Raw genomic sequence first — 23,107 nt, forward strand, 5'->3', positions numbered from 1 at the left:
AGAGAGGTTTTTATGAATACAAACACAATAAAAAAGGTTGTAGCGACTGGAATTGGAGCTGCACTTTTTATCATTATAGGTATGCTAGTTAATATACCAACACCAATTCCAAATACTAATATTCAATTGCAGTATGCAGTTTTAGCATTATTTGCAGTTATTTATGGACCAGGAGTTGGTTTTTTTACTGGTTTTATCGGACACGCATTGAAAGATTCGATTCAATATGGTTCTCCGTGGTGGACTTGGGTTTTAGTTAGTGGTCTTTTAGGTTTGATGATAGGCTTTTTTGCTAAAAAATTAGCTATTCAATTATCTGGCATGACTAAGAAGGATTTGCTTCTATTTAATGTAGTTCAAGTTATTGCTAACCTTATAGGTTGGTCTGTCGTTGCACCGTATGGTGATATTTTCTTTTATAGCGAACCTGCAAGCAAAGTTTTTGCACAAGGTTTCTTATCAAGCCTTGTGAATTCCATTACTATTGGAGTAGGTGGTACGCTTTTGTTGCTAGCATACGCTAAATCACGACCACAAAAAGGTAGTTTATCCAAAGATTAGGATAAGAGAGTAATCTATGAAAGATTTTATTGAATGGAAGGATTTTACCTTTCAATATGACGTTCAATCTGAACCAACTTTAAAAGGGATTAACTTAAGCATTCCTAAAGGTGAAAAGGTCTTGATATTAGGACCTTCAGGGTCGGGGAAGTCAACGCTTGGTCATTGTTTAAATGGTATTATCCCAAATACTCATAAAGGCCAATATAGTGGTATTTTTACGATTAACCATAAAAATGCTTTTGACTTGTCAATATATGACAAGTCTCATTTAGTTTCTACGGTTTTACAAGATCCAGATGGCCAATTTATAGGATTGACAGTAGCAGAAGATATTGCTTTTGCATTAGAAAATGATGTTGTAGCACAGGAAGAAATGGCCTCTATCGTTGAAATGTGGGCAAAACGTTTAGAAATAGCTCCTCTTTTGTCTAAACGTCCACAAGACTTGTCGGGAGGACAAAAACAACGGGTTAGTTTAGCTGGAGTTTTAGTAGACGATAGCCCAATTCTATTATTTGATGAGCCTTTGGCTAATCTAGATCCACAATCGGGACAAGATATCATGGCATTGGTTGACCGTATTCATCAAGAGCAAGATGCGACCACTATTATTATTGAACATCGATTGGAAGATGTTCTTTATGAGCGAGTAGATCGTGTAGTTCTTTTTAGTGATGGACAAATTATTTATAATGGGGAGCCGGATCAACTTTTAAAAACTAATTTTTTATCTGAATATGGTATTCGAGAACCACTGTATATTTCTGCTCTCAAAAATTTAGGATATGACTTTGAAAAACAAAATACAATGACGTCTATTGATGACTTTGATTTCAGTGAACTATTGATACCTAAAATGCGAGCATTAGATTTAGATAAACATACAGATAAATTATTATCAGTACAGCATTTGTCGGTGTCATATGATTTAGAGAATAATACTTTAGATGATGTTTCGTTTGATTTATATAAAGGTCAGCGGTTAGCTATCGTTGGGAAAAATGGTGCAGGTAAATCTACTTTAGCTAAAGCGTTATGTCAATTTATCCCTAATAATGCTACTCTAATTTATAATAATGAAGATGTCAGTCAAGACTCTATAAAAGAAAGAGCAGAACGAATTGGCTATGTTTTGCAAAATCCCAATCAGATGATAAGTCAAGCGATGGTTTTTGATGAAGTTGCTCTGGGTCTCCGTTTAAGAGGTTTTAGTGATAATGATATAGAAAGTCGTGTCTACGATATATTAAAGGTTTGTGGGCTCTACCAATTTAGGAATTGGCCTATATCGGCTCTATCATTCGGTCAGAAAAAACGTGTTACGATTGCTTCGATACTGATTTTAAATCCAGAAGTTATTATTTTGGATGAACCAACAGCTGGTCAAGATATGAAGCATTATACTGAAATGATGTCTTTCCTTGATAAACTAAGTTGTGATGGACATACCATTGTTATGATTACACATGATATGCAGCTTATGTTAGAGTATACAGATCGTGCAATTGTAATCGACAATGGTCTGATTGTTGCAGATGATCATCCTATTAACATCCTTTCAAATACAGAGCTTTTGAAAAAGACTCATTTAAAGAAAACGAGTTTATTTGCTTTAGCAGACAGATTAGGGATATCTCCACAGAAACTAACACAATGGTACATTGATAATCAAGGAGGTAAGAATGGCTAAACAATTAATTGGTTATCAAGAGGGTTATGGCTTTCTATACAGGCTATCAGGTGCCAGTAAGTTACTATTTTTTATTTTAGTTTCTGTTGCTTGCATGACCACTTATGATACAAGATTTTTAATTGTTGTTTCATTGGGATCGCTAGTCTTATTTAGATTAGCAAAAATCAAATGGCAACAGGTGTCCTTTGTTATGACTTTAGTTGTTGTATTCGCTGTTTTAAATATTATAATGGTCTATCTTTTTGCTCCCCATTATGGTGATAAGATTTATGGTAGTTCTTCTTTATTGTTAAAAGGAATTGGCCCATATGATGTGACTAGCCAAGAGTTGTTTTACCTCTTTAATCTGATTTTAAAATACTTTTGTACAGTGCCTTTAGCTCTTTTGTTTTTGATGACAACTAATCCTAGTCAGTTCGCATCAAGTTTAAATCAATTAGGTTTATCATATAAAATAGCTTATGCTGTTAGTTTGACCCTTAGATATATACCTGATGTTCAAGAAGAATTTTATACAATACGTCGAGCACAAGAGGCAAGAGGAATAGAATTATCAAAAAAATCGAACTTAGTAGCACGCATTAAGGGGAATTTGCAGATTGTCACACCATTAATTTTTAGCTCTCTAGAACGTATTGATACAGTAGCAACTGCTATGGAACTTCGACGATTTGGTAAAAATAAAAGACGTACTTGGTACTCTAAGCAATCTTTGGAAAAAAGTGACATTGTCTTAATCATACTTGCTCTAGCTAGTCTGTTTGTAAGCCTTTATTTAATTCACCTTAATCATGGACGTTTCTATAACCCATGGCAATAAAAAACTGACCTTAATAGTCAGTTTTTTAATTTCTTTAGTTAAAGTATCCTAAATAGTCATAGCGTTGGAAGGCATCTGAGTTAGCGATAGCCACTAGAATAATACCTTCTTCAAGTGGACTATTGATTGGAACTTCGGTATCGACAGGTTTGTTTTTTGCTTTTCTGATACCTATGAGGTTAAGATCAAACTTGTGACGGATATTTAATTGTTCGACAGTTTTCCCTACCCATGATTTGGGAATTTTAAATTCAATGACAGAAATATCAGATTCAATCTGGAAGACATCTGTAATTTTATTTCTCATGAGGTTTGCAGCAACATTTTGCCCAGATTCTCGCTCCGGAGAGATAACCAAATCAGCACCAATTTCATAAAGTACTTCTTCGTATACAAGGTTTCGAGCTTTAGCAATAACTTGTGGGACGCCTAACTTTTTACAGTGCATTACGGCCAATACTGAGCTCTCTAAACTGTTTCCTGTAGCAATAATAACAGTATCACAGTCACTGATCCCGATGTGTTTTAGGAAAGCTAAATCAGTAATGTCTCCGATAGCTGCTTTTGTAACAACTTCGGCGACAGCTTGTACATTTTCAGGATTGCTGTCAATAGCAATAACATCTTGTTCAAAGTTACTTAGTTCTTGTGCGAGTGTTTGTCCAAATATTCCTAGACCAAGTACACCAATAATTTTTGTTTTCATAAAAGACCTTTTCTAACCTAGAATAATTTCTGTTTCAGCATAGTGAATTTCCTTCTCTTTTTTCTGAAGAATTGATAGCAGTACGGTAATTGGACCGACTCGACCAATAAACATGAGGAACATAATTACAATTCGACCGCCCAGAGTTAATTGATTGGTAGTGTTCATTGTTACACCCACGGTTGCTAAGGCACTAGATGCCTCAAAGAAAAGAGAAAAAGGATCTATATGGGGATTGAGTTCCAGAAGAAGGAGATAGCCGCTAATAAGTATGATAAAAAAGAAAGTTAAAATCGATAGTGTTTGTTTAATAATACTGGAAGGAATTGTTCGATAATGAAAAGTCACTTGGCTTTGGCCACTCAGTTCGGCTTTAAATAGTAAGAGTAAAATGGCGATAACAGTGACTTTAAATCCTCCTGCCGTTCCACCAGGAGCTCCTCCAATTAACATTTGGATAATATAAACAAGGTTGGTTGCGAAATCAGTTTGGGTATAATCAATAGTTGAAAATCCAGCGGTACGCATCGTAACTGTTTGGAAAAAGCTGACCATTAGTTGTTTAGGTAGAGATAAATTAGCAATTGTTCTAAAATTTCCAAACTCTAACAACCAAGAAAGCAAAGTTCCTGTTAGTAAAATAATGGTTGTTGTTTTTAAAACCAGTTTAGAATGGTTGCTGAGGCGTTTTGGAAATGTCTTGATTAATTTTGGTCCCTTGTGAGATGTTTGTATAGTAGCTTCAATTAAATCTTTCCATACGGCAAATCCAAGTCCTCCTGAAATAATCAAGAAACAAACGATAATGTTAACCAAAGGATTTAGTTTAAATTGAGCTAAGCTCGTTGCCCCTAGATTATCAAAACCGGCATTACAAAAGGCTGAGACAGCTAAGAATATACTATTAAAGATACCATGACCCAAACCAAATCGAGGAATAAAATCTATGGCTAAAATGCTGGCTGCTAAAACTTCTAAAGTTAAAGTTACTTTAAAAATCATATAGAGATATTTTTTTAAATCTGTCGAACTGTTATAAGTTATCGCTGACTGCAAAAGGGTCTGATCATTTAACGACATTTTACGTCTTAGGGTATAGTAAGACAACGACATTAGTGTTACTAAACCAAGTCCCCCTGTTTGCATGAGTAAAATAGCTACAATCTGCCCCCAACCGTTATAAACCTTACTGATAGGAAAAACAGATAAACCAGTTACACATACCATTGAAACAGTCGTGAAAAGGTGATCAATGTAATGTGTTTTAGGGGCGTTAGCATATTGAAAAATTGGAAGTGAAAGTAAAATACTTCCCAATAGGATAACAGCGATAAAACTAATGCTGAGTTTACGTGCGACAGACATTGTCTTGTAATCAAAGAAATGTTTCATACTAGCTCCCAACTTTACAAAGGCTTCTTGTTTGGAGTACCAGCTTTACGAGGGTATTTATTAGGCGTTTCTTTTTTCTTGCTAACGATTGTGATATTTCGGTCATCACCATTAGGTAACTTATAATTTTTATTTACAGTTACTTGTGAAAATAGTGTTTTCAAAGCTTTTTCTGCAGAAATTAATTCCTCTTCAGCAGCTGCAGCTTTCAGTGCAATCAAGCGACCATTAACTTTAAGAAAAGGTATTGTCAATTCTGCTAGAACCTGCATTCTAGCTACTGCACGAGCTGTTACGATATCAAATTTAGCTCGAAATACTTTATCTTGACCAAAGTCCTCAGCGCGCCCATGGAAGAAGTGAACTCCTGAAAGTTCAAGTTCATTAGCTAATATGTTTAGAAAATTAATGCGTTTATTCAGTGAATCAATAATAGTAATATCAATTTCAGGATAAAGGATTTTCATAGGAATACTAGGAAAACCTGCACCAGCACCAATATCTAAAATGCTAAGAGGACTATTGTCAATATAACCTTGTAAAATCGGCGCAATAGAATCATAGAAGTGCTTTAAGTAAACCTCTTCCTTATCTGTAATAGCTGTTAGGTTAATTTTCTCATTCCATTCAACAAGAAGTCTAAAATAAGTTTCAAATTGTTTTTTCTGTTTGTCAGTAAGTGTAATACCATGCTCTATCAGAACTTGATAAAATGCTTGGGGTGTCATAGTAAACCTCAATTTCTATATCGTATAATGACTCTATTTTATCACAAATACTAATAATGGGAATAACAGGACTTTCCTAATCTAAAGAAAATTGCTATAATGGAAAAAATGTAAAGGAGCTACTACTATGGGAACTATGATTTTAATAGCAATTATTGCTTTGTTTGTTATTTGGTTGATTGTTGCTTATAACAGTTTAGTTAGAAGTCGCATGCATACTAAAGAATCATGGAGTCAAATAGACGTTCAATTGAAACGTCGTAACGATTTAATTCCAAACCTAATCGAAACTGTTAAAGGCTATGCTGCGTACGAAGGGAAAACACTTGAGAAGATTGCAGAACTGCGTGCTCAAGTTGCTAAAGCTAACACACCTGCTGAAGCAATGACAGCAAGTAATGAGCTAACAAGACAGCTTTCAAGTATTTTAGCGGTTGCTGAAAATTACCCAGATTTAAAAGCCAACAATAGCTTTGTTAAACTTCAAGAAGAACTAACTAATACGGAAAATAAAATTTCTTATTCACGTCAGTTATATAACACAACAACATCCAATTATAATGTGAAATTAGAAACTTTCCCAAGTAATATTGTTGGAAAACTATTTGGGTTCAAACCAAGCCAATTCTTAGAAACTCCTGAAGAAGAAAAAGAAGTGCCAAAAGTTTCCTTTGACTTTTAATTGAGAAGGGAGAGAGGCTTTTGCTGTATCAACAAATTGCAAGTAATAAGAGAAAAACAGTTGTCTTGTTAATTGTCTTCTTCTGTCTTTTAGCAGCTATTGGAGCAGCTGTAGGTTATTTGGTATTAGGCAGCTACCAATTTGGGCTTGTTCTAGCTCTAATTATTGGGGTTATCTATGCAGTAAGTATGATTTTTCAATCAACTAATGTTGTTATGTCAATGAACAATGCGCGTGAAGTTACAGAAGATGAGGCGCCAAATTATTTTCATATTGTTGAAGATATGGCAATGATAGCTCAGATACCTATGCCACGCGTTTTCATTGTTGAAGATGACTCCCTAAATGCCTTTGCCACAGGCTCTAAGCCAGAAAATGCTGCTGTTGCAGCAACGACAGGCCTATTAGCTGTTATGAACCGCGAAGAGCTAGAGGGTGTTATTGGACATGAGGTTAGTCATATTCGTAATTATGATATCCGTATTTCAACCATTGCAGTAGCTTTAGCGAGTGCTGTAACTCTAATATCAAGCATTGGTAGCCGTATGTTATTTTACGGCGGAGGTCGTAGGCGTGATGATGACAGAGAAGATGGTGGAAACATCTTGGTTTTGATTTTCTCTATTTTATCACTAATCCTTGCACCATTAGCCGCTAGTTTAGTTCAATTAGCTATTTCAAGACAGCGCGAATACTTAGCAGACGCTAGTTCTGTTGAGTTAACAAGAAATCCACAAGGAATGATCTCTGCTTTAGAAAAACTTGATCGTTCTGAACCTATGGGGCATCCAGTAGATGATGCTAGTGCGGCTCTCTATATCAATGACCCAACGAAAAAAGAAGGGTTAAAGTCTTTATTTTATACGCATCCACCAATTGCAGATCGTATTGAGCGTTTGCGTCATATGTAGTCGTTAACAAAACGTAGGGTAGCTATGCCTTGCGTTTTGTTTTTTTAAGACAAAGCCTGTAAAACTTGATATAATATGACATATACTATAAAGGGAGATGGCACGTGTTACTTACAGAAATCAAAAAATCACCAGAGGGGCTTTATTTTGATAAAAAAATAGATATCAAAGAGTCGCTTATGGAGCGTCATTCAGAGATAATGGATATTTCTGATATTCAAGTTTCAGGTCATGTGGTGTATGAAGATGGTCTCTATCTACTTGACTATAATATGGCTTACGATATTACATTACCGTCTAGTCGTTCTATGAAACCAGTTGTTTTATCTGAAAAGCAAACTATTAATGAAGTTTTTATTGAAGCTGAAAATGTTAGCACTAAAAAAGAGCTCGTTGATCAGGATTTGGTCTTAATATTAGAGGAAGATGATATTAATTTAGAAGAAAGCGTTATCGATAATATCTTGTTAAATATACCTCTTCGTGTTCTGGCAGCTGATGAGGTTGGGGTAGAAGCGGATTTATCAGGTAAAAATTGGTCGTTAATGACTGAAAAGCAGTATGAAGAAAAACAAGCTAAAGAAAAAGAAAAATCTAATCCTTTCGCAGCCTTAGAAGGTATGTTTGATAGTGATTAGATAAAAATTATTAATAACATCAGTTGATATTTTAATTTTTTTTTAGTAGAATTGAAAAGTGACAGAGGACACTACTCAATAATAAAAATTAAGTCTCGCTATCGAACAATTGTTTGGGATGGCGATTTATTTATTTAAAGAAACGTTAGTAAAATGTGGGCTATCTTGTTTTTTATCTAGATATTCTAAAAAATAATTGATAGTGTTAAGTAAAGAATAAGAAGGTTGGTGTAGATGGGTAAAAAGATCTTAATAATCGAAGATGAGAAAAATTTAGCTCGCTTCGTCTCGTTAGAACTACTACATGAAGGATATGATGTTGTTGTTGAAACAAACGGTCGTGAAGGATTGGACACAGCATTAGAAAAAGATTTTGATTTGATTCTACTGGATTTAATGCTTCCAGAGATGGATGGTTTCGAAATCACACGTCGCCTGCAGGCTGAAAAAACAACCTATATCATGATGATGACAGCACGTGATTCTGTTATGGATATTGTAGCTGGTCTTGATCGTGGAGCAGATGATTATATTGTTAAGCCGTTTGCAATCGAAGAATTATTAGCACGTGTTAGAGCGATTTTCCGACGCCAAGAAATTGAAACGAAGACAAAAGGAAAAGGTGATAGTGGTAGTTTCCGTGATTTGTCATTAAATACTCATAATCGTTCAGCGATGCGTGGTGATGAGGAAATTTCACTAACAAAACGTGAATTTGATTTGTTGAATGTCTTGATGACAAATATGAATCGTGTTATGACACGAGAAGAGTTGCTAGAACATGTTTGGAAATACGATGTGGCAGCAGAGACAAACGTTGTTGATGTTTATATCCGTTACCTAAGAGGTAAAATTGATATCCCAGGTCGTGAATCATATATTCAAACTGTTCGCGGAATGGGCTATGTGATTCGTGAAAAATAAAAAAGATCAGTTTATAGGGGTAAAACAACCTCTGTCAAAAAAATTATCGCAATTAGTTTTTATCTTATTTTTTAGCCTATTTACAGTATTTTCTGTTTTAGTTTATACTTCGGCAACAAGATACGTCCTTCACAGGGAAAAAATTAATGTCGGTAGGTCATTAGAAAAAACTAGAGTTCGTTTGTCGCAAGCGAACTCTAGTTTGACATCCGATGATATTTTAGAGATCCTGTACAACCAGGTTTTTGCGGATGACATCTATCCTCATAAGCGTCAAAATGGAATTGTTAGAACGGGCGAGTCAATCGATAGTATTCTTTATGTTAATCAAGAAATGACCCTATACGATGTCAACAGGAAACCAGTTTTTTCTACACTGAGAACGGGTATGCCAACTATTGGTAAATCCATGGGAAAAGTTATCATCTCTAAAGTTGCAGATATGGAAGGTTTTGTTGGTACAAAAGCAATCTACTCTCAAAAAACAGGACAGTTGCTTGGATACGTTCAAATTTTCTATAATTTAGGTCGTTATTATAGTATGAGGCAAAACATCATTGTTTTCTTGATTATGATGGAAGTTTTAGGGACTGTTTTAGCCTTGGTCGTTATTAATAGTGCTACTAAGCGTATTGTTCGTCCGGTTAAAAATTTACACGACTTAATGCATCAGATATCTGAAAATCCTAGTAATTTAGAAATTAGAAGTAAGGTCCGTTCAGAAGACGAAATTGGAGAATTGTCTAGGATTTTTGATGGGATGTTGGATCAGTTGGAAGACTATACTCGTCGACAATCACAATTCATTAGTGATGTTAGTCATGAATTAAGAACGCCTGTCGCTGTTGTAAAGGGTCATATTGGTTTATTACAACGTTGGGGGAAAGATGATCCAGAAATTCTTGAAGAAAGTTTAGCAGCGGCATACCATGAGGCAGATCGTATGTCCTTAATGATTAATGACATGTTAAATATGATTCGCGTCCAAGGAAGCTTGGAACTTCATCAAGATGAAATGACAGATTTATCAAGCTCTATATCAGTTGTTATTGAAAATTTCCGTATTTTGAGAGAAGATTTTCAATTTATTTTTGAAAATAATATTTCAGATATCGTTTGGGGAAAGATATATAAGATACATTTTGAGCAAGCTCTCATGATCTTAATTGATAACGCTATCAAGTACTCTCCTAGTTATAAAGAAGTCAGTGTTGTTTTATCAGTAGACAATGATTTTGCGACAGTAGTTGTAAAAGATAAAGGAGAAGGTATCTCAGATGAAGATATTGAGTTTATCTTTGATCGTTTTTATCGAACTGATAAATCACGTAACAGAGAAAGTACACAAGCTGGTTTAGGTATCGGGCTTTCAGTGTTTAAACAAATTATGGATGCTTACCATTTAAAGGTGGATATTAAAAGTGAACTAAATCAAGGGACTGAATTCATTGTTCGCATTCCTATAAAAAAATTTGAAGAAACTAAAGAAATATAAGAAAAATCCTTATGCTTAATGATAAAAGACATAAGGATTATTTTGTGTTTTGATATGATGAGGTGATAAGAGAGGCGCTTCTTTTGTTATTACTGAATTTGTGTTAAAATAAGATGATTAAATGATATGATAGAATAGGGGTGTTGACATGCGTTGTCCAAAATGTGGCTATAATAAATCTAGTGTGGTTGATAGCCGACAAGCTGAAGAAGGTACGACTATCAGACGCCGGAGAGAGTGCGAAAAATGTGGCAACCGCTTTACAACATTTGAACGTTTGGAAGAATTGCCTCTTTTAGTCATAAAGAAAGATGGTACTCGCGAGCAATTTTCTCGAGATAAAATTTTGAATGGTATTATTCAGAGTGCTCAAAAACGCCCTGTTTCGAGCGAAGATATTGAAAATTGTATCTTACGTATCGAACGTAAAATTAGGAGTGAGTATGAAGATGAGGTTTCTAGTATCACTATCGGAAATTTAGTGATGGATGAACTCGCCGAATTAGATGAGATTACTTATGTGCGCTTTGCTAGTGTTTATAAATCTTTTAAAGATGTAGATGAAATTGAAGAACTACTTCAACAAATTACAAAGCGCGTACGGAGTAAAAAGAGTGGTAGCGTGTGATGAGTCCAATAGATGAGTTTACATATATTAAGCAAAATAAGATTGTTTATGATAGTAATAGTTTAATACAATTGTATTTCCCAATTATGGGAAGTGATGCCATGGCACTCTATGATTATTTTGTTCATTTTTTTGATGACGGAATACGACGTCATAAATTTTCAGAGGTTCTCAATCATCTGCAATACGGGATGCCAAGATTTCAAGATGCATTGGTAATGTTAACAGCTTTGGATTTGTTGACTGTTTACCAAGCCACAGGTACTTACCTTGTTAAGTTGAATCAAGCTATGTCAAATGAGTTATTTTTATCTAATCCCATCTATCGTCGTTTGTTAGAAAAACGTATAGGAGAGGTAGCAGTGGCAGAATTAGATATGAAAATACCTAAAAATGCTAGAGATATCTCTAAAAAATTTACAGATGTTTTCTCGGATTTAGGACAACCAAAACAAGAGGTAAACCGGAGTAAAAATGTTTTTGACTTGGAAAGTTTCAAACGTTTGATGATGCGAGATGGCTTACGTTTTAACAATGAAAAAGATGATGTCTTAGGTATTTATAGTGTATCAGAACTTTATCATTTAAATTGGTATGATACCTATCAATTAGCAAAACAAACAGCTATCAATGGAATGATTGCGCCTCAGCGAATGAAAGTTCAACAAAATGAGGGGCAGCATATTAAAGATAATCAGAGTTTTACAAATAATGAAAAGGTCATACTAAGGGAATCTAAAAATGATAGTGCTCTAGTGTTCCTTGAAAAAATCAAGAGAAGCCGTAAGGCAGTGACAACAAGTGGTGAGAAGACTTTACTTGAGGATTTGGCAAAAATGAATTTCCTAGACGAAGTCATTAATGTTATGGTTTTATATACCTTGAATAAGACAAAATCTGCTAACTTAAATAAGGCCTATATCATGAAAGTTGCTAATGATTTTGCCTTTCAGAATGTTATGACGGCCGAAGATGCTGTGCTTAAAATTCGTGATTTTTCAGATCAAAAAGTAAGGACTAAAACAGAAACGAAGAAGAAACAATCGAATGTTCCTGAATGGAGTAATCCTGATTATAAAGATGAGGTTAGCCCAGAAAAAGAAATTGAATTAGAACAGTTTAAAACAGATGCCCTCAAGCGTTTAGAACGATTAGGAAAGGATGGTGAATCATGAAATCAGTGGGACAAGCATTAGAAAATCAAGGGAGAGTGCCTCGTAATACAAATGATGAGCTTATTCAAATGATTTTAGCAGATGCTCAGGTAGCGGAGTTCATTAAAACCCACCAACTTTCTCAGCGTGAAATAAATATCAGCATGTCTAAATTTAATCAATTTTTGATTGAGCGTCAGAAATTTAAAAATAAGGATAGTCAATATATTGCTAAAGGCTATGAGCCTATTTTGGTTATGAATGAAGGTTATGCAGATGTTTCTTATTTAGAAACACGAGAGTTAATTGAAGCACAAAAAAAACAAGCTATCAGTGATCGTATTAATTTAGTTAATCTACCCAAGTCCTATCGGAATATCAGAATGACTGACTTTGATATTAATAACGAGAGTCGAATGAAAGCTATGTCACAACTGCTTGATTTTGTAGAGACTTATCCTTCATATAATCACAAGGGGCTTTATTTATATGGAGATATGGGGGTTGGGAAATCCTATTTAATGGCAGCAATGGCGAGGGAATTATCAGAGAGAAAGGGTGTGTCAACGACTCTTCTTCATTTCCCTAGTTTTGCTATTGATGTCAAAAATGCTATTTCAAGCGGAACTGTAAAAGATGAAATTGATGCTGTGAAAAGTGTTCCGATTTTGATTTTAGATGATATTGGGGCTGAACAGGCAACGTCCTGGGTTCGTGACGAGATTTTACAAGTTATATTACAACATCGTATGCTAGAAGAGTTGCCCACTTTCTTTACGTCAAATTATAGTTTTAACGATTTGGAAAGAAAATGGGCTAATATAAAAGGAAGCGACGAAACTTGGCAAGCAAAACGAGTTATGGAGCGCGTACGGTATTTAGCGATAGAATTCCACTTAGAAGGACCGAATCGCCGTTAATAAAATAGAATGGAATTGGGAGTATTCCCAATAGTGAGAGGAGAATTATGGTATTACCTACAGTTGCTATTGTTGGTCGTCCGAATGTTGGAAAATCAACATTATTTAACAGAATTGCAGGAGAACGTATTTCCATTGTTGAGGACGTTGAAGGAGTCACTCGTGATCGTATCTATACAACGGGTGAGTGGCTAAATCGTAAGTTTTCATTAATTGATACTGGTGGGATTGATGATGTTGATGCACCGTTTATGGAGCAAATTAAGCACCAAGCAGACATTGCTATGACAGAGGCTGATGTTATTGTGTTTGTTGTGTCGGGTAAAGAAGGTGTGACTGATGCAGATGAGTATGTCTCACGTATTCTTTATAAGACCAATAAACCGGTTATTTTAGCTGTTAATAAGGTAGATAATCCTGAGATGCGCAATGATATTTACGATTTCTACTCTCTTGGTTTAGGGGATCCTTATCCCTTGTCATCAGTTCATGGTATTGGTACTGGTGATATATTGGATGCTATTGTGGAAAATCTTCCGGTAGAAGAGGAAAATGAAAATCCAGATATTATTCGTTTTAGTTTGATTGGACGTCCAAATGTTGGGAAATCTAGTTTAATTAATGCCATCCTTGGGGAAGACCGTGTTATTGCTAGCCCAGTTGCTGGTACTACGCGCGATGCTATTGATACTAATTTCGTTGATAGCCAGGGGCAAGAGTATACTATGATTGATACTGCTGGTATGCGTAAATCTGGTAAGGTATATGAAAACACAGAGAAATATTCTGTTATGCGTTCTATGCGCGCCATCGACCGCTCAGATGTTGTTCTTATGGTGATTAATGCAGAGGAAGGTATTCGTGAGTATGACAAGCGTATTGCAGGGTTTGCACATGAAACTGGTAAAGGTATTATTATTGTAGTTAATAAATGGGATACTATCGAAAAAGACAATCATACTGTCAGTCAGTGGGAAGCTGATATACGTGATAACTTCCAATTCTTGTCTTATGCGCCAATTATCTTTGTTTCTGCAGAGACAAAGCAACGTTTGCACAAGTTACCAGATATGATTAAACGTATTAGCGAAAGTCAAAACAAACGTATTCCGTCTGCTGTATTAAATGATGTGATTATGGATGCTATTGCTATTAATCCAACACCAACTGATAAAGGAAAACGTCTTAAGATTTTCTACGCAACTCAAGTTGCTGTTAAACCACCAACTTTCGTTGTTTTTGTTAACGAAGAAGAATTGATGCACTTTTCATATCTTCGTTTCTTAGAAAATCAAATCCGTGAAGCATTTGTTTTTGAAGGAACACCAATTAATCTAATAGCACGTAAACGTAAATAACATCTTATTGTTGAAATTGAAATAGAAGGTTAGGACAGTTGTTTTAGCCTTTTTTATTTGTTACTGTATCAAAAAACAATCAATTTAGTATTTTTACAAGAAATTGGACTTGAATTTTGTTATAATTAAGGGATAAGATGAAGGTGGTAGCATAATGAGTAGAATGATTCCAGGACGTATTCGAAATCAAGGTATAGAACTCTACGAACAAGGTTTGGTGTCCTTGATTTCTCAAGAAGGTAATCTATTAAAAGCTAAAGTTGGGGATTGTCAGATTGAATATTCATTAGTAACAGAAGAAACAAAATGTTCTTGTGATTTTTTTGCAAGAAAAGGCTATTGTCAACATTTAGCTGCTCTGGAGCATTTCTTGAAAAACGATCCAGAAGGTAAAGCAATCTTATCTAAAGTTCAAGTTCAACAAGAAAGTCAACAAGAAACTAAGAAGAAAACCTCTTTTGGTAGTGTTTTTTTAGATAGTCTAATTATTAATGAAGATGATACTATAAAATATCAATTATCGGCTCAAGGAGAACAAAATCCTTATGCTAATGATATCTGGTGGACTTTAAAAATTAGACGACTGCCTGATGATAGAAGTTATGTTATTCGTGACATCAAAGCCTTTTTAAATACTGTTCGAAAAGAAGCTTATTATCAGATTGGAAAACAATACTTTGAAACTTTGTCTTTGATACAGTTTGATGAGACCAGTCAAGAATTGATAGAATTTTTATGGAGGCTCATTCCAAGTCATTCAAGCAAAATTGATCTAGAGTTTATTTTACCAAATCAAGGTCGTCACCTTAGTCTCACTCGTGGTTTTTTTGAAGAGGGTGTTACTTTGATGAATGCTTTAGAAAATTTTTCATTTGAAAGTGATTTTCATCAATTTAATCACCTCTACTTTAAGGAATTAGAAGGTGAGGATCATCTTTATCAATTTAAGGTTATTGTCCATAGGCAATCAATTGAATTAGAAATCAAAGAGAAAGACTTAAAACCACTATTTGCGAATTCTTATTTGTTTTATCGCGATACTTTCTACCATCTTAATTTGAAGCAAGAAAAGATGGTAACGGCTATTCGTAGTCTTCCCATTGAGGGAGATTTAGCAAAACATATCCATTTTGATTTAGATGATCAAGATAAGTTAGCAGCTCATTTACTGGATTTTAAGGAGATTGGACTAGTGGATGCTCCACGGAGCTTCTCTATTCATGATTTTAAGGTAAATTTTGAGTTCGATATTAATAGTCAAAATGAAATTTTATTGCAAATGGTATTTGATTATGGTAATGATTTAACTGTTCATAATCGTCAAGAACTAGAACAGTTAACATTTGCTAGTCACTTCAAACATGAAGAAAAAGTATTTAAACTCTTAGAAAAATATGGCTTTGCACCCCACTTTTCAACCAGCCATCCAGCATACAGTGCACAAGAATTATACGATTTTTATACCTATATGCTTCCACAATTTAAAAAAATGGGAACAGTGAGCTTATCCGCAAAATTGGAAAGTTATCGTCTCATAGAACGACCGCAAATTGATATTGAAGCTAAGGGAAGCCTGCTAGATATTTCTTTTGATTTCTCTGATTTACTGGAAAACGATGTTGATCAAGCTCTGGTAGCTTTGTTTGACAATAATCCTTATTTTGTGAATAAATCAGGGCAATTAGTTATTTTTGATGAAGAAACTAAGAAAGTAAGTGCAACTTTGCAAGGGTTGAGAGCTAGACGAGCAAAGAATGGGCATATTGAATTAGATAATATTGCAGCATTTCAATTATCAGAACTGTTTGCAAATCAAGATAATGTTAGCTTTTCACAACATTTTTACCAATTGATTGAAGATTTGAGACACCCAGAAAAGTTTAAAATACCTGGTCTATCTGTTTCAGCTTCCTTGCGCGATTATCAGCTTACAGGTGTCCGTTGGTTAAGTATGTTAGATCATTATGGCTTTGCAGGGATTTTAGCTGATGATATGGGGCTTGGAAAAACACTTCAAACGATTTCATTTTTAAGTACAAAACTAACTAGAGATTCTCGTGTGCTTATTTTATCACCATCAAGTTTAATTTATAATTGGCAAGATGAATTCCACAAATTTTCGCCAGACGTAGATGTAGCAGTTGCCTATGGTTCTAAGATTCGTAGAGATGAAATTATTGCTGAACGTCATCAAGTAATCATTACAAGTTATTCATCATTTAGGCAGGATTTTGAGACTTATTCTGAAGGAAATTATGATTATTTAATTTTGGATGAAGCACAGGTTATGAAAAATGCTCAAACTAAAATAGCCCATAGCTTGAGATCTTTTGAGGTCAAAAACTGTTTTGCATTATCGGGAACACCTATTGAGAATAAACTGTTAGAAATTTGGTCCATTTTCCAGATCATTTTACCTGGTTTATTACCTGGTAAGAAAGAGTTTTTGAAGTTGAACCCTAAACAAGTTGCTCGTTATATCAAACCATTTGTGATGAGACGTCGAAAAGAAGAAGTTCTCCCAGAATTACCGGATTTGATTGAAATGAACTATCCAAATGAAATGACAGACAGTCAAAAAGTTATCTATTTGGCGCAATTACGCCAAATTCAAGAAAGTATCCAACATTCTAGTGACGCTGACTTAAATCGTCGTAAAATTGAAATTTTATCTGGCATCACACGATTACGTCAAATTTGTGACACTCCACGTCTTTTTATGGATTATGATGGTGAAAGCGGTAAGTTAGAAAGCCTACGTCAACTTTTAACACAAATTAAGGAAAATGGACATCGTGCTCTGATTTTTTCTCAGTTCAGGGGTATGTTAGATATCGCAGAACGTGAGATGGTAGCTATGGGGCTTACAACTTATAAAATTACTGGTTCTACACCAGCAAATGAACGTCATGAAATGACCAGAGCATTTAATGCAGGATCAAAAGATGCTTTCTTGATTTCTTTAAAAGCTGGTGGCGTTGGTCTCAACCTTACAGGAGCTGATACCGTTGTTCTGATTGACTTGTGGTGGAATCCAGCTGTTGAAATGCAGGCGATTAGTCGCGCACATAGGTTGGGGCAAAAAGAGAATGTCGAGGTTTATCGCTTGATTACTAGAGGCACAATCGAAGAAAAAATTCTAGAAATGCAAGAAACTAAAAAACATTTGGTTACAACAGTTCTGGATGGAAATGAAACCCATGCTAGCATGAGCGTAGATGATATTCGAGAGATACTTGGAGTTTCTAAATAAATATGATGATGTGACTATAATATAAAAAAGAAAGTGGTCTCTCGCTTTCTTTTTTTATATAAATGAATGAAAAATACCAATCTGATAAGCTTTACTTAGTTGAAAACTTTGAAAAAACAGAAAAATTAGTTTATAATAGGTCTGTTGTAGAAAGGAAGTGATAATGTGAATAGAGGCTCTAGACGATTTCCGTTGATAGCAGATGATGAACCAGTAATGTCTCCGCTTGTAAAGATGAATCTTTATGATAATGAAGATTTAATTAACAACATTCGAGGCTTTTATCAAGAAAAAACATATCAAAGCATGGTCAAAAGCAATTATGAACATGAAGAAATATCACATCCTAAGGTAATTGAAAATGATCCTGTACCACCGCAGAGTTTTGTAAAAAAAGCGACAGAGTTGAGCAAATCTCGACAAGAGGCAAAGAGGTCTGTTCGGGAGAAACGACAAGCTTACTATGCGAAACAGGAATTTAAGGCGCCATCAAAGGAAGCTTTTCAGCAACAATTGAAGGCAACAGTACCGAAAAAACAAACTCAGCGAAAGGTGACTGAACTAAGTCATCTTTCTGATCGTTTACAGCAGGAAAGCTATATATTAGCAGAAATTCCAATCATATTTCAAGAACCTGATAATACACCGAACCCAAAAACAAAGAAAAATAATTTTGATTTTTTGAAACGCAGTCAAGTTTACAATAAACAAGACAATCAGTTTCATAAAGAAAGAGCCAAGGCTCAAGAATTAAATCTGACACGTTTTAAAGACATTAATTAAGGAGAGACCATGTCAAAAACTTATCATTTTATTGGTATTAAAGGATCCGGAATGAGTGCCCTAGCACTGATGCTTCATCAAATGGGACATAACGTCCAAGGAAGTGACGTTGACAAATATTATTTTACCCAACGTGGTTTAGAGCAAGCAGGTGTAACTATATTACCTTTCTCACCGAATAATATCAGTGAGGATTTAGAGATTATTGCAGGAAATGCTTTTCGTCCAGATAACAATGAAGAGTTGGCTTATGTTATTGAAAAGGGCTATCATTTTAAACGATATCATGAATTTCTCGGAGATTTTATGCGTCAGTTCACTAGTCTAGGTGTAGCTGGGGCACATGGAAAAACCTCAACGACAGGTTTATTAGCTCATGTTTTAAAAAATATTACAGACACTTCTTTCCTAATTGGAGATGGTACAGGACGTGGTTCTGCTAATGCTAATTACTTTGTGTTTGAAGCTGATGAATACGAACGTCATTTTATGCCGTACCATCCAGAATACTCAATTATTACCAATATTGATTTTGACCATCCTGATTATTTTACAGGCCTAGAGGACGTATTCAATGCCTTTAATGACTATGCTAAGCAAGTTCAAAAAGGTTTATTCATTTATGGAGAAGATCCAAAACTTCATGAAATCACTTCTGAGGCACCAATATATTATTATGGTTTTGAAGATTCAAATGATTTTATAGCAAAAGACATCACTCGAACTGTTAATGGTTCTGACTTTAAGGTTTTCTATAACCAAGAAGAAATTGGTCAGTTTCATGTACCAGCATACGGTAAACATAATATCTTAAATGCAACTGCTGTTATTGCTAACCTTTACATAATGGGAATTGATATGGCATTAGTAGCTGAGCATTTGAAGACATTTTCAGGGGTAAAGCGTCGTTTTACTGAGAAGATTATTGACGATACTGTCATTATTGATGACTTTGCTCACCATCCTACTGAGATTATTGCGACATTAGATGCTGCTCGACAAAAATACCCGTCAAAAGAAATTGTAGCTATTTTCCAACCGCATACGTTCACTCGTACGATAGCTCTTTTAGACGAATTTGCCCATGCCTTGAGTCAAGCGGATAGCGTTTATCTCGCTCAAATATATGGTTCTGCTAGAGAAGTAGATAATGGTGAGGTGAAGGTAGAAGATTTAGCTGCTAAGATTGTCAAACACTCAGATTTAGTGACAGTCGAAAATGTCTCGCCTTTACTCAATCATGATAATGCTGTCTATGTCTTTATGGGTGCTGGAGACATTCAATTGTATGAGCGCTCTTTTGAAGAATTATTAGCTAACCTAACTAAAAATACACAATAAGTTGATGGTAAGGGCTGAGAGAAGTTTCTCAGTCCTCTATCTGACTTTATCAAGAGAATTTCATAAAGAAATTAAGGAGATGAGTATGATTATTAGAAATGGTTGCCTAGAGGATTTACAGCAAGTCATTAGTATTGAACAAATAAATTTTTCAGAAGCAGAGGCTGCGAGTAAAAAAGCAATGCAAGAACGTTTAACGATAATGACTGATACTTTTTTAGTTGCAGAGATTAATGGTCGTTTAGCAGGTTACATTGAAGGACCGGTTATTAAAGGTCGGTACTTAACGGACGATTTATTCCATAAAGTTTCTGAATTCCCTGTAAGGGTAGGTGGTTTCATAGGAATTACTAGTCTATCAATACATCCTGATTTTAAAGGTCAGGGGATTGGTACAGCATTATTAGCAGCGATGAAAGACCTGGTTGTTTCTCAAGAACGAGATGGTATAAGTTTAACTTGCCATGATGATTTAATTTCCTTCTATGAAATGAATGGATTTAAAGATGAGGGAGAATCTGACTCCCAACATGGTGGTTCGCTTTGGTATAATATGATTTGGAATAATCCAACACGATCAATTTGTTAAAAGTAGATAACATTGTCAAAGTTTTGTTGATTTTATAGACTATTTAAGATATAATTGCCTGTGATTATTATTAGGAGGAAATCTCTTTGACCGAATTTAATGACGATCAGCATTCTAACCATGATCAGAAAAGTTTTAAAGAACAAATTCTGGCAGAGTTAGAAGAAGCTAACCGTTTGAGAAAGTTGCGTGAAGAAGAACTCTATCAAAAAGAGCAAGAAGCCAAAGAAGCTGCTCGCAGAACAGCACAATTGATGGCAGATTATGAAGCGCAACGTTTGAAAGACGAACAAGAAGCTAGAGCAAAGGCGCTAGAGACTAAGCAACGCTTAGAAGAGCAAGAGAAGGCTCGGATTGAGGCGAAACTTCTGGCAGAAGCTGCTCGAGAAGAAGAAAGACGTCAGGCGGAACAAGCATTAGCTTCCCAAGAAGAACAAGTTATCAATCAAGGGATGGAACCTTCAAGAGAGCTTGATAGCGGCTCCAAATCTAGTGAATTTAGGACAACTGAAAATGTACCTGACATAGATTTAAAAGCAGATAAGACTGATGTTGCAACTGCTGTGCCTAATCAAGAAACGGAAGAAATCTTTCTTGTGAGAGCAACAGATATTCCTACAGAAGGTGAAAATGTAAAACTTGGTGAGACATCAGAGTTAGAGCCCGTAGCAAAGGAACCTATCCGAGTAGAGGATTTGTCAAAAGAAGAAGAGGGTATAGCTTTGTCAGCCAAGAACAAACATAACAAGCGTGAAAGACGTCAGAAAGCAGATAATGTGGCAAAACGAATTGCACGTATTCTGATATCAATTATCATACTTGTATTGCTCTTGACAGCATTTGTAGGTTATCGTTTTGTAGATAGTGCTATTAAACCTGTTGATTCCAATTCAAATAAATTTGTACAAGTTGAAATTCCGATAGGATCTGGGAATAAATTAATTGGTCAAATTTTAGAAAAAGCAGGAGTCATTAAGAGCGCCACAGTCTTTAATTACTATTCCAAGTTCAAAAACTATAGTAATTTTCAAAGTGGATACTACAATCTTAAAAAAAGTATGACTTTAGATCAGATTGCTGCTGAATTGGAAAAAGGCGGAACTGCAGAACCGACAAAACCAGCTTTAGGTAAGATATTAATTACCGAGGGTTACACTATTAAACAGATTGCTAAAGCTATTGAGTCTAATAAAATTGATACAAAGACTACAAGTACACCTTATAAAGCTGATGATTTCTTGAAACTTGTTCAAGATGAAACGTTTATTAAAAAAATGGTAGCTAAATATCCAAATTTACTAGGAAGTTTACCTGATAAATCAAAAGCTATTTATCAATTGGAAGGATATTTATTCCCAGCTACCTACAACTATTATAAAGATACAACCTTAGAAGGACTTGTTGAAGATATGATTTCAACAATGAATACTAAGATGGCACCTTACTATAACACTATTAAAGCGAAGAATATGTCTGTAAATGATGTTTTGACATTATCATCTCTTGTTGAAAAAGAGGGATCAACAGACGAAGATCGCCGTAAAATAGCAAGTGTCTTTTATAACCGATTATCAGCCGGTCAAGCTCTTCAAAGTAACATTGCAATTTTGTATGCTATGGGGAAATTAGGTGATAAAACAAGTTTAGCTGAAGATGCTCAAATTAATACTTCAATTAAATCACCATACAACATCTATACTAATACTGGTTTGATGCCTGGACCAGTTGATAGTCCAAGTATCTCAGCAATTGAAGCGACTATAAAACCTGCTTCAACAGATTACCTTTATTTTGTCGCTGATGTGAAGACCGGAAATGTATACTACGCTAAAGATTTTGAAACACACAAGGCTAACGTTGAAAAATATATCAATAGTCAAATTAACTAAGCTTATAAACATGGTGCGAGTCATCATGTTTATATCTTTGACTTGAAAAAATGAAAAGGAAAGAGAAATAAAATGGCAGAAAAAACTTACCCAATGACACAAGTGGAAAAAGATCAACTTGAAAAAGAACTTGAAGAGTTAAAATTAGTTCGTAGACCAGAAGTTGTAGAGCGTATCAAGATTGCTCGTTCTTATGGTGACTTATCAGAAAATAGCGAATATGATGCAGCAAAAGACGAACAAGCATTTGTTGAGGGTCAAATTCAAATTTTAGAAACAAAAATTCGTTATGCTGAAATTATTGATAGTGATGCAGTTGCTAAAGATGAGGTTGCAATTGGTAAAACTGTCCTTGTCCAAGAAGTTGGTACAAATGATAAAGATACTTACCATATCGTTGGTGCTGCTGGAGCTGACATTTTTTCAGGAAAAATTTCGAATGAAAGCCCAATTGCTCATGCTTTAATTGGTAAAAAAACAGGAGACTTAGCTACAATTGAATCACCTGCTGGTAGCTATCAAGTTGAAATCATTAGTGTTGAAAAAACAAATTAATAGTATAAATCATAGAATAATATCTAGAGTCTAGACGTTATTCTATTTTTTTTAAGTATTTTTTGTTATCTTATAATAAAAATA

Annotated in this window: 21 protein-coding genes; 18 read left to right on the plus strand and 3 right to left on the minus strand. The window is 35.0% G+C overall.

What is annotated here, in order from left to right:
* Nucleotides 1-12: 12 nt before the first annotated feature.
* From EGX70_RS10625 to EGX70_RS10635, 3 genes are read left to right on the plus strand one after another with little or no spacing between them, the layout of a single operon-like run.
* Nucleotides 13-561: an ECF-type riboflavin transporter substrate-binding protein gene (locus tag EGX70_RS10625; protein ID WP_001095696.1), complete on the plus strand. Its 549-nt coding sequence runs from the start codon at nucleotides 13-15 to the stop codon at nucleotides 559-561.
* 16 nt (nucleotides 562-577) lie between these two features.
* Complete coding sequence (locus EGX70_RS10630) at nucleotides 578-2,254, plus strand: ABC transporter ATP-binding protein (protein ID WP_000651251.1); 1,677 nt, start codon at nucleotides 578-580, stop codon at nucleotides 2,252-2,254.
* Nucleotides 2,247-3,077 carry an energy-coupling factor transporter transmembrane protein EcfT gene (locus EGX70_RS10635; protein WP_001118813.1) on the plus strand — a complete coding sequence of 277 codons (831 nt, stop codon included), beginning with the start codon at nucleotides 2,247-2,249 and terminating at the stop codon, nucleotides 3,075-3,077. Before EGX70_RS10630 ends, EGX70_RS10635 begins: the two co-directional genes overlap by 8 nt.
* Nucleotides 3,078-3,111: 34 nt before the next feature.
* Here the strand turns inward: EGX70_RS10635 and EGX70_RS10640 are convergent, their stop codons facing one another.
* Genes EGX70_RS10640 through rsmG form a run of 3 tightly spaced genes read right to left on the minus strand, consistent with a single transcriptional unit; the run spans nucleotide 3,112 to nucleotide 5,903 of the window.
* Nucleotides 3,112-3,783, minus strand: coding sequence for a TrkA family potassium uptake protein (locus EGX70_RS10640; protein ID WP_000850144.1), 672 nt, complete (start codon nucleotides 3,781-3,783; stop codon nucleotides 3,112-3,114).
* Nucleotides 3,784-3,795: 12 nt separating this feature from the next.
* Nucleotides 3,796-5,175, minus strand: a complete 1,380-nt coding sequence (locus EGX70_RS10645) for a TrkH family potassium uptake protein (RefSeq protein WP_000680112.1) — start codon at nucleotides 5,173-5,175, stop codon at nucleotides 3,796-3,798.
* 14 nt (nucleotides 5,176-5,189) lie between these two features.
* The gene (gene rsmG / locus EGX70_RS10650) at nucleotides 5,190-5,903 is read right to left on the minus strand and encodes a 16S rRNA (guanine(527)-N(7))-methyltransferase RsmG (protein WP_000188792.1); all 714 of its coding nucleotides are present in this window, start codon (nucleotides 5,901-5,903) and stop codon (nucleotides 5,190-5,192) included.
* A gap of 127 nt (nucleotides 5,904-6,030) precedes the next feature.
* Here rsmG and EGX70_RS10655 point away from each other — a divergent pair, with 127 nt between their 5' ends.
* From EGX70_RS10655 to greA, 15 genes are all read left to right on the plus strand, one after another.
* Nucleotides 6,031-6,585, plus strand: a complete 555-nt coding sequence (locus tag EGX70_RS10655) for a LemA family protein (protein WP_000537055.1) — start codon at nucleotides 6,031-6,033, stop codon at nucleotides 6,583-6,585.
* 20 nt (nucleotides 6,586-6,605) lie between these two features.
* Nucleotides 6,606-7,496 carry a zinc metalloprotease HtpX gene (gene htpX, locus EGX70_RS10660; protein ID WP_000966817.1) on the plus strand — a complete coding sequence of 297 codons (891 nt, stop codon included), beginning with the start codon at nucleotides 6,606-6,608 and terminating at the stop codon, nucleotides 7,494-7,496.
* A gap of 104 nt (nucleotides 7,497-7,600) precedes the next feature.
* Nucleotides 7,601-8,134: a DUF177 domain-containing protein gene (locus EGX70_RS10665; protein WP_000927543.1), complete on the plus strand. Its 534-nt coding sequence runs from the start codon at nucleotides 7,601-7,603 to the stop codon at nucleotides 8,132-8,134.
* A gap of 234 nt (nucleotides 8,135-8,368) precedes the next feature.
* The gene (locus EGX70_RS10670) at nucleotides 8,369-9,058 is read left to right on the plus strand and encodes a response regulator transcription factor (RefSeq protein ID WP_123948131.1); all 690 of its coding nucleotides are present in this window, start codon (nucleotides 8,369-8,371) and stop codon (nucleotides 9,056-9,058) included.
* Entirely contained in the window at nucleotides 9,048-10,553 is a 1,506-nt protein-coding gene (locus EGX70_RS10675; protein ID WP_000791112.1) for a HAMP domain-containing histidine kinase, read from the plus strand. The genes EGX70_RS10670 and EGX70_RS10675 overlap by 11 nt, the downstream gene beginning before the upstream one ends.
* Before the next feature lie 148 nt (nucleotides 10,554-10,701).
* Complete coding sequence (gene nrdR / locus EGX70_RS10680; protein ID WP_001203682.1) at nucleotides 10,702-11,181, plus strand: transcriptional regulator NrdR; 480 nt, start codon at nucleotides 10,702-10,704, stop codon at nucleotides 11,179-11,181.
* Nucleotides 11,181-12,356, plus strand: a complete 1,176-nt coding sequence (locus EGX70_RS10685; protein WP_000074512.1) for a DnaD domain protein — start codon at nucleotides 11,181-11,183, stop codon at nucleotides 12,354-12,356. Before nrdR ends, EGX70_RS10685 begins: the two co-directional genes overlap by 1 nt.
* On the plus strand, nucleotides 12,353-13,255 hold the full coding sequence (gene dnaI / locus EGX70_RS10690; protein ID WP_000843626.1) for a primosomal protein DnaI: 903 nt from the start codon (nucleotides 12,353-12,355) through the stop codon (nucleotides 13,253-13,255). The genes EGX70_RS10685 and dnaI overlap by 4 nt, the downstream gene beginning before the upstream one ends.
* 47 nt (nucleotides 13,256-13,302) lie before the next feature.
* Complete coding sequence (gene der / locus EGX70_RS10695; RefSeq protein WP_000244022.1) at nucleotides 13,303-14,613, plus strand: ribosome biogenesis GTPase Der; 1,311 nt, start codon at nucleotides 13,303-13,305, stop codon at nucleotides 14,611-14,613.
* A gap of 154 nt (nucleotides 14,614-14,767) precedes the next feature.
* Nucleotides 14,768-17,866 carry a DEAD/DEAH box helicase gene (locus EGX70_RS10700; protein ID WP_000089136.1) on the plus strand — a complete coding sequence of 1,033 codons (3,099 nt, stop codon included), beginning with the start codon at nucleotides 14,768-14,770 and terminating at the stop codon, nucleotides 17,864-17,866.
* A gap of 165 nt (nucleotides 17,867-18,031) precedes the next feature.
* A complete protein-coding gene (locus tag EGX70_RS10710) occupies nucleotides 18,032-18,649 on the plus strand; it encodes a hypothetical protein (protein ID WP_001079337.1) in 618 nt (205 codons plus the stop codon).
* A gap of 9 nt (nucleotides 18,650-18,658) precedes the next feature.
* Nucleotides 18,659-19,990, plus strand: a complete 1,332-nt coding sequence (gene murC, locus EGX70_RS10715; protein ID WP_000048107.1) for a UDP-N-acetylmuramate--L-alanine ligase — start codon at nucleotides 18,659-18,661, stop codon at nucleotides 19,988-19,990.
* 85 nt (nucleotides 19,991-20,075) lie between these two features.
* On the plus strand, nucleotides 20,076-20,579 hold the full coding sequence (locus EGX70_RS10720; RefSeq protein ID WP_000586872.1) for a GNAT family N-acetyltransferase: 504 nt from the start codon (nucleotides 20,076-20,078) through the stop codon (nucleotides 20,577-20,579).
* Between the two features lie 86 nt (nucleotides 20,580-20,665).
* On the plus strand, nucleotides 20,666-22,468 hold the full coding sequence (gene mltG / locus EGX70_RS10725) for an endolytic transglycosylase MltG (RefSeq protein WP_000134317.1): 1,803 nt from the start codon (nucleotides 20,666-20,668) through the stop codon (nucleotides 22,466-22,468).
* 72 nt (nucleotides 22,469-22,540) lie between these two features.
* Complete coding sequence (gene greA, locus EGX70_RS10730) at nucleotides 22,541-23,023, plus strand: transcription elongation factor GreA (protein WP_000818772.1); 483 nt, start codon at nucleotides 22,541-22,543, stop codon at nucleotides 23,021-23,023.
* The last annotated feature ends 84 nt before the right edge of the window (nucleotides 23,024-23,107 follow it).

It is taken from the genome of Streptococcus sp. FDAARGOS_522 (assembly GCF_003812445.1).
GTDB classification, from domain to species: Bacteria; Bacillota; Bacilli; order Lactobacillales; family Streptococcaceae; genus Streptococcus; species Streptococcus agalactiae.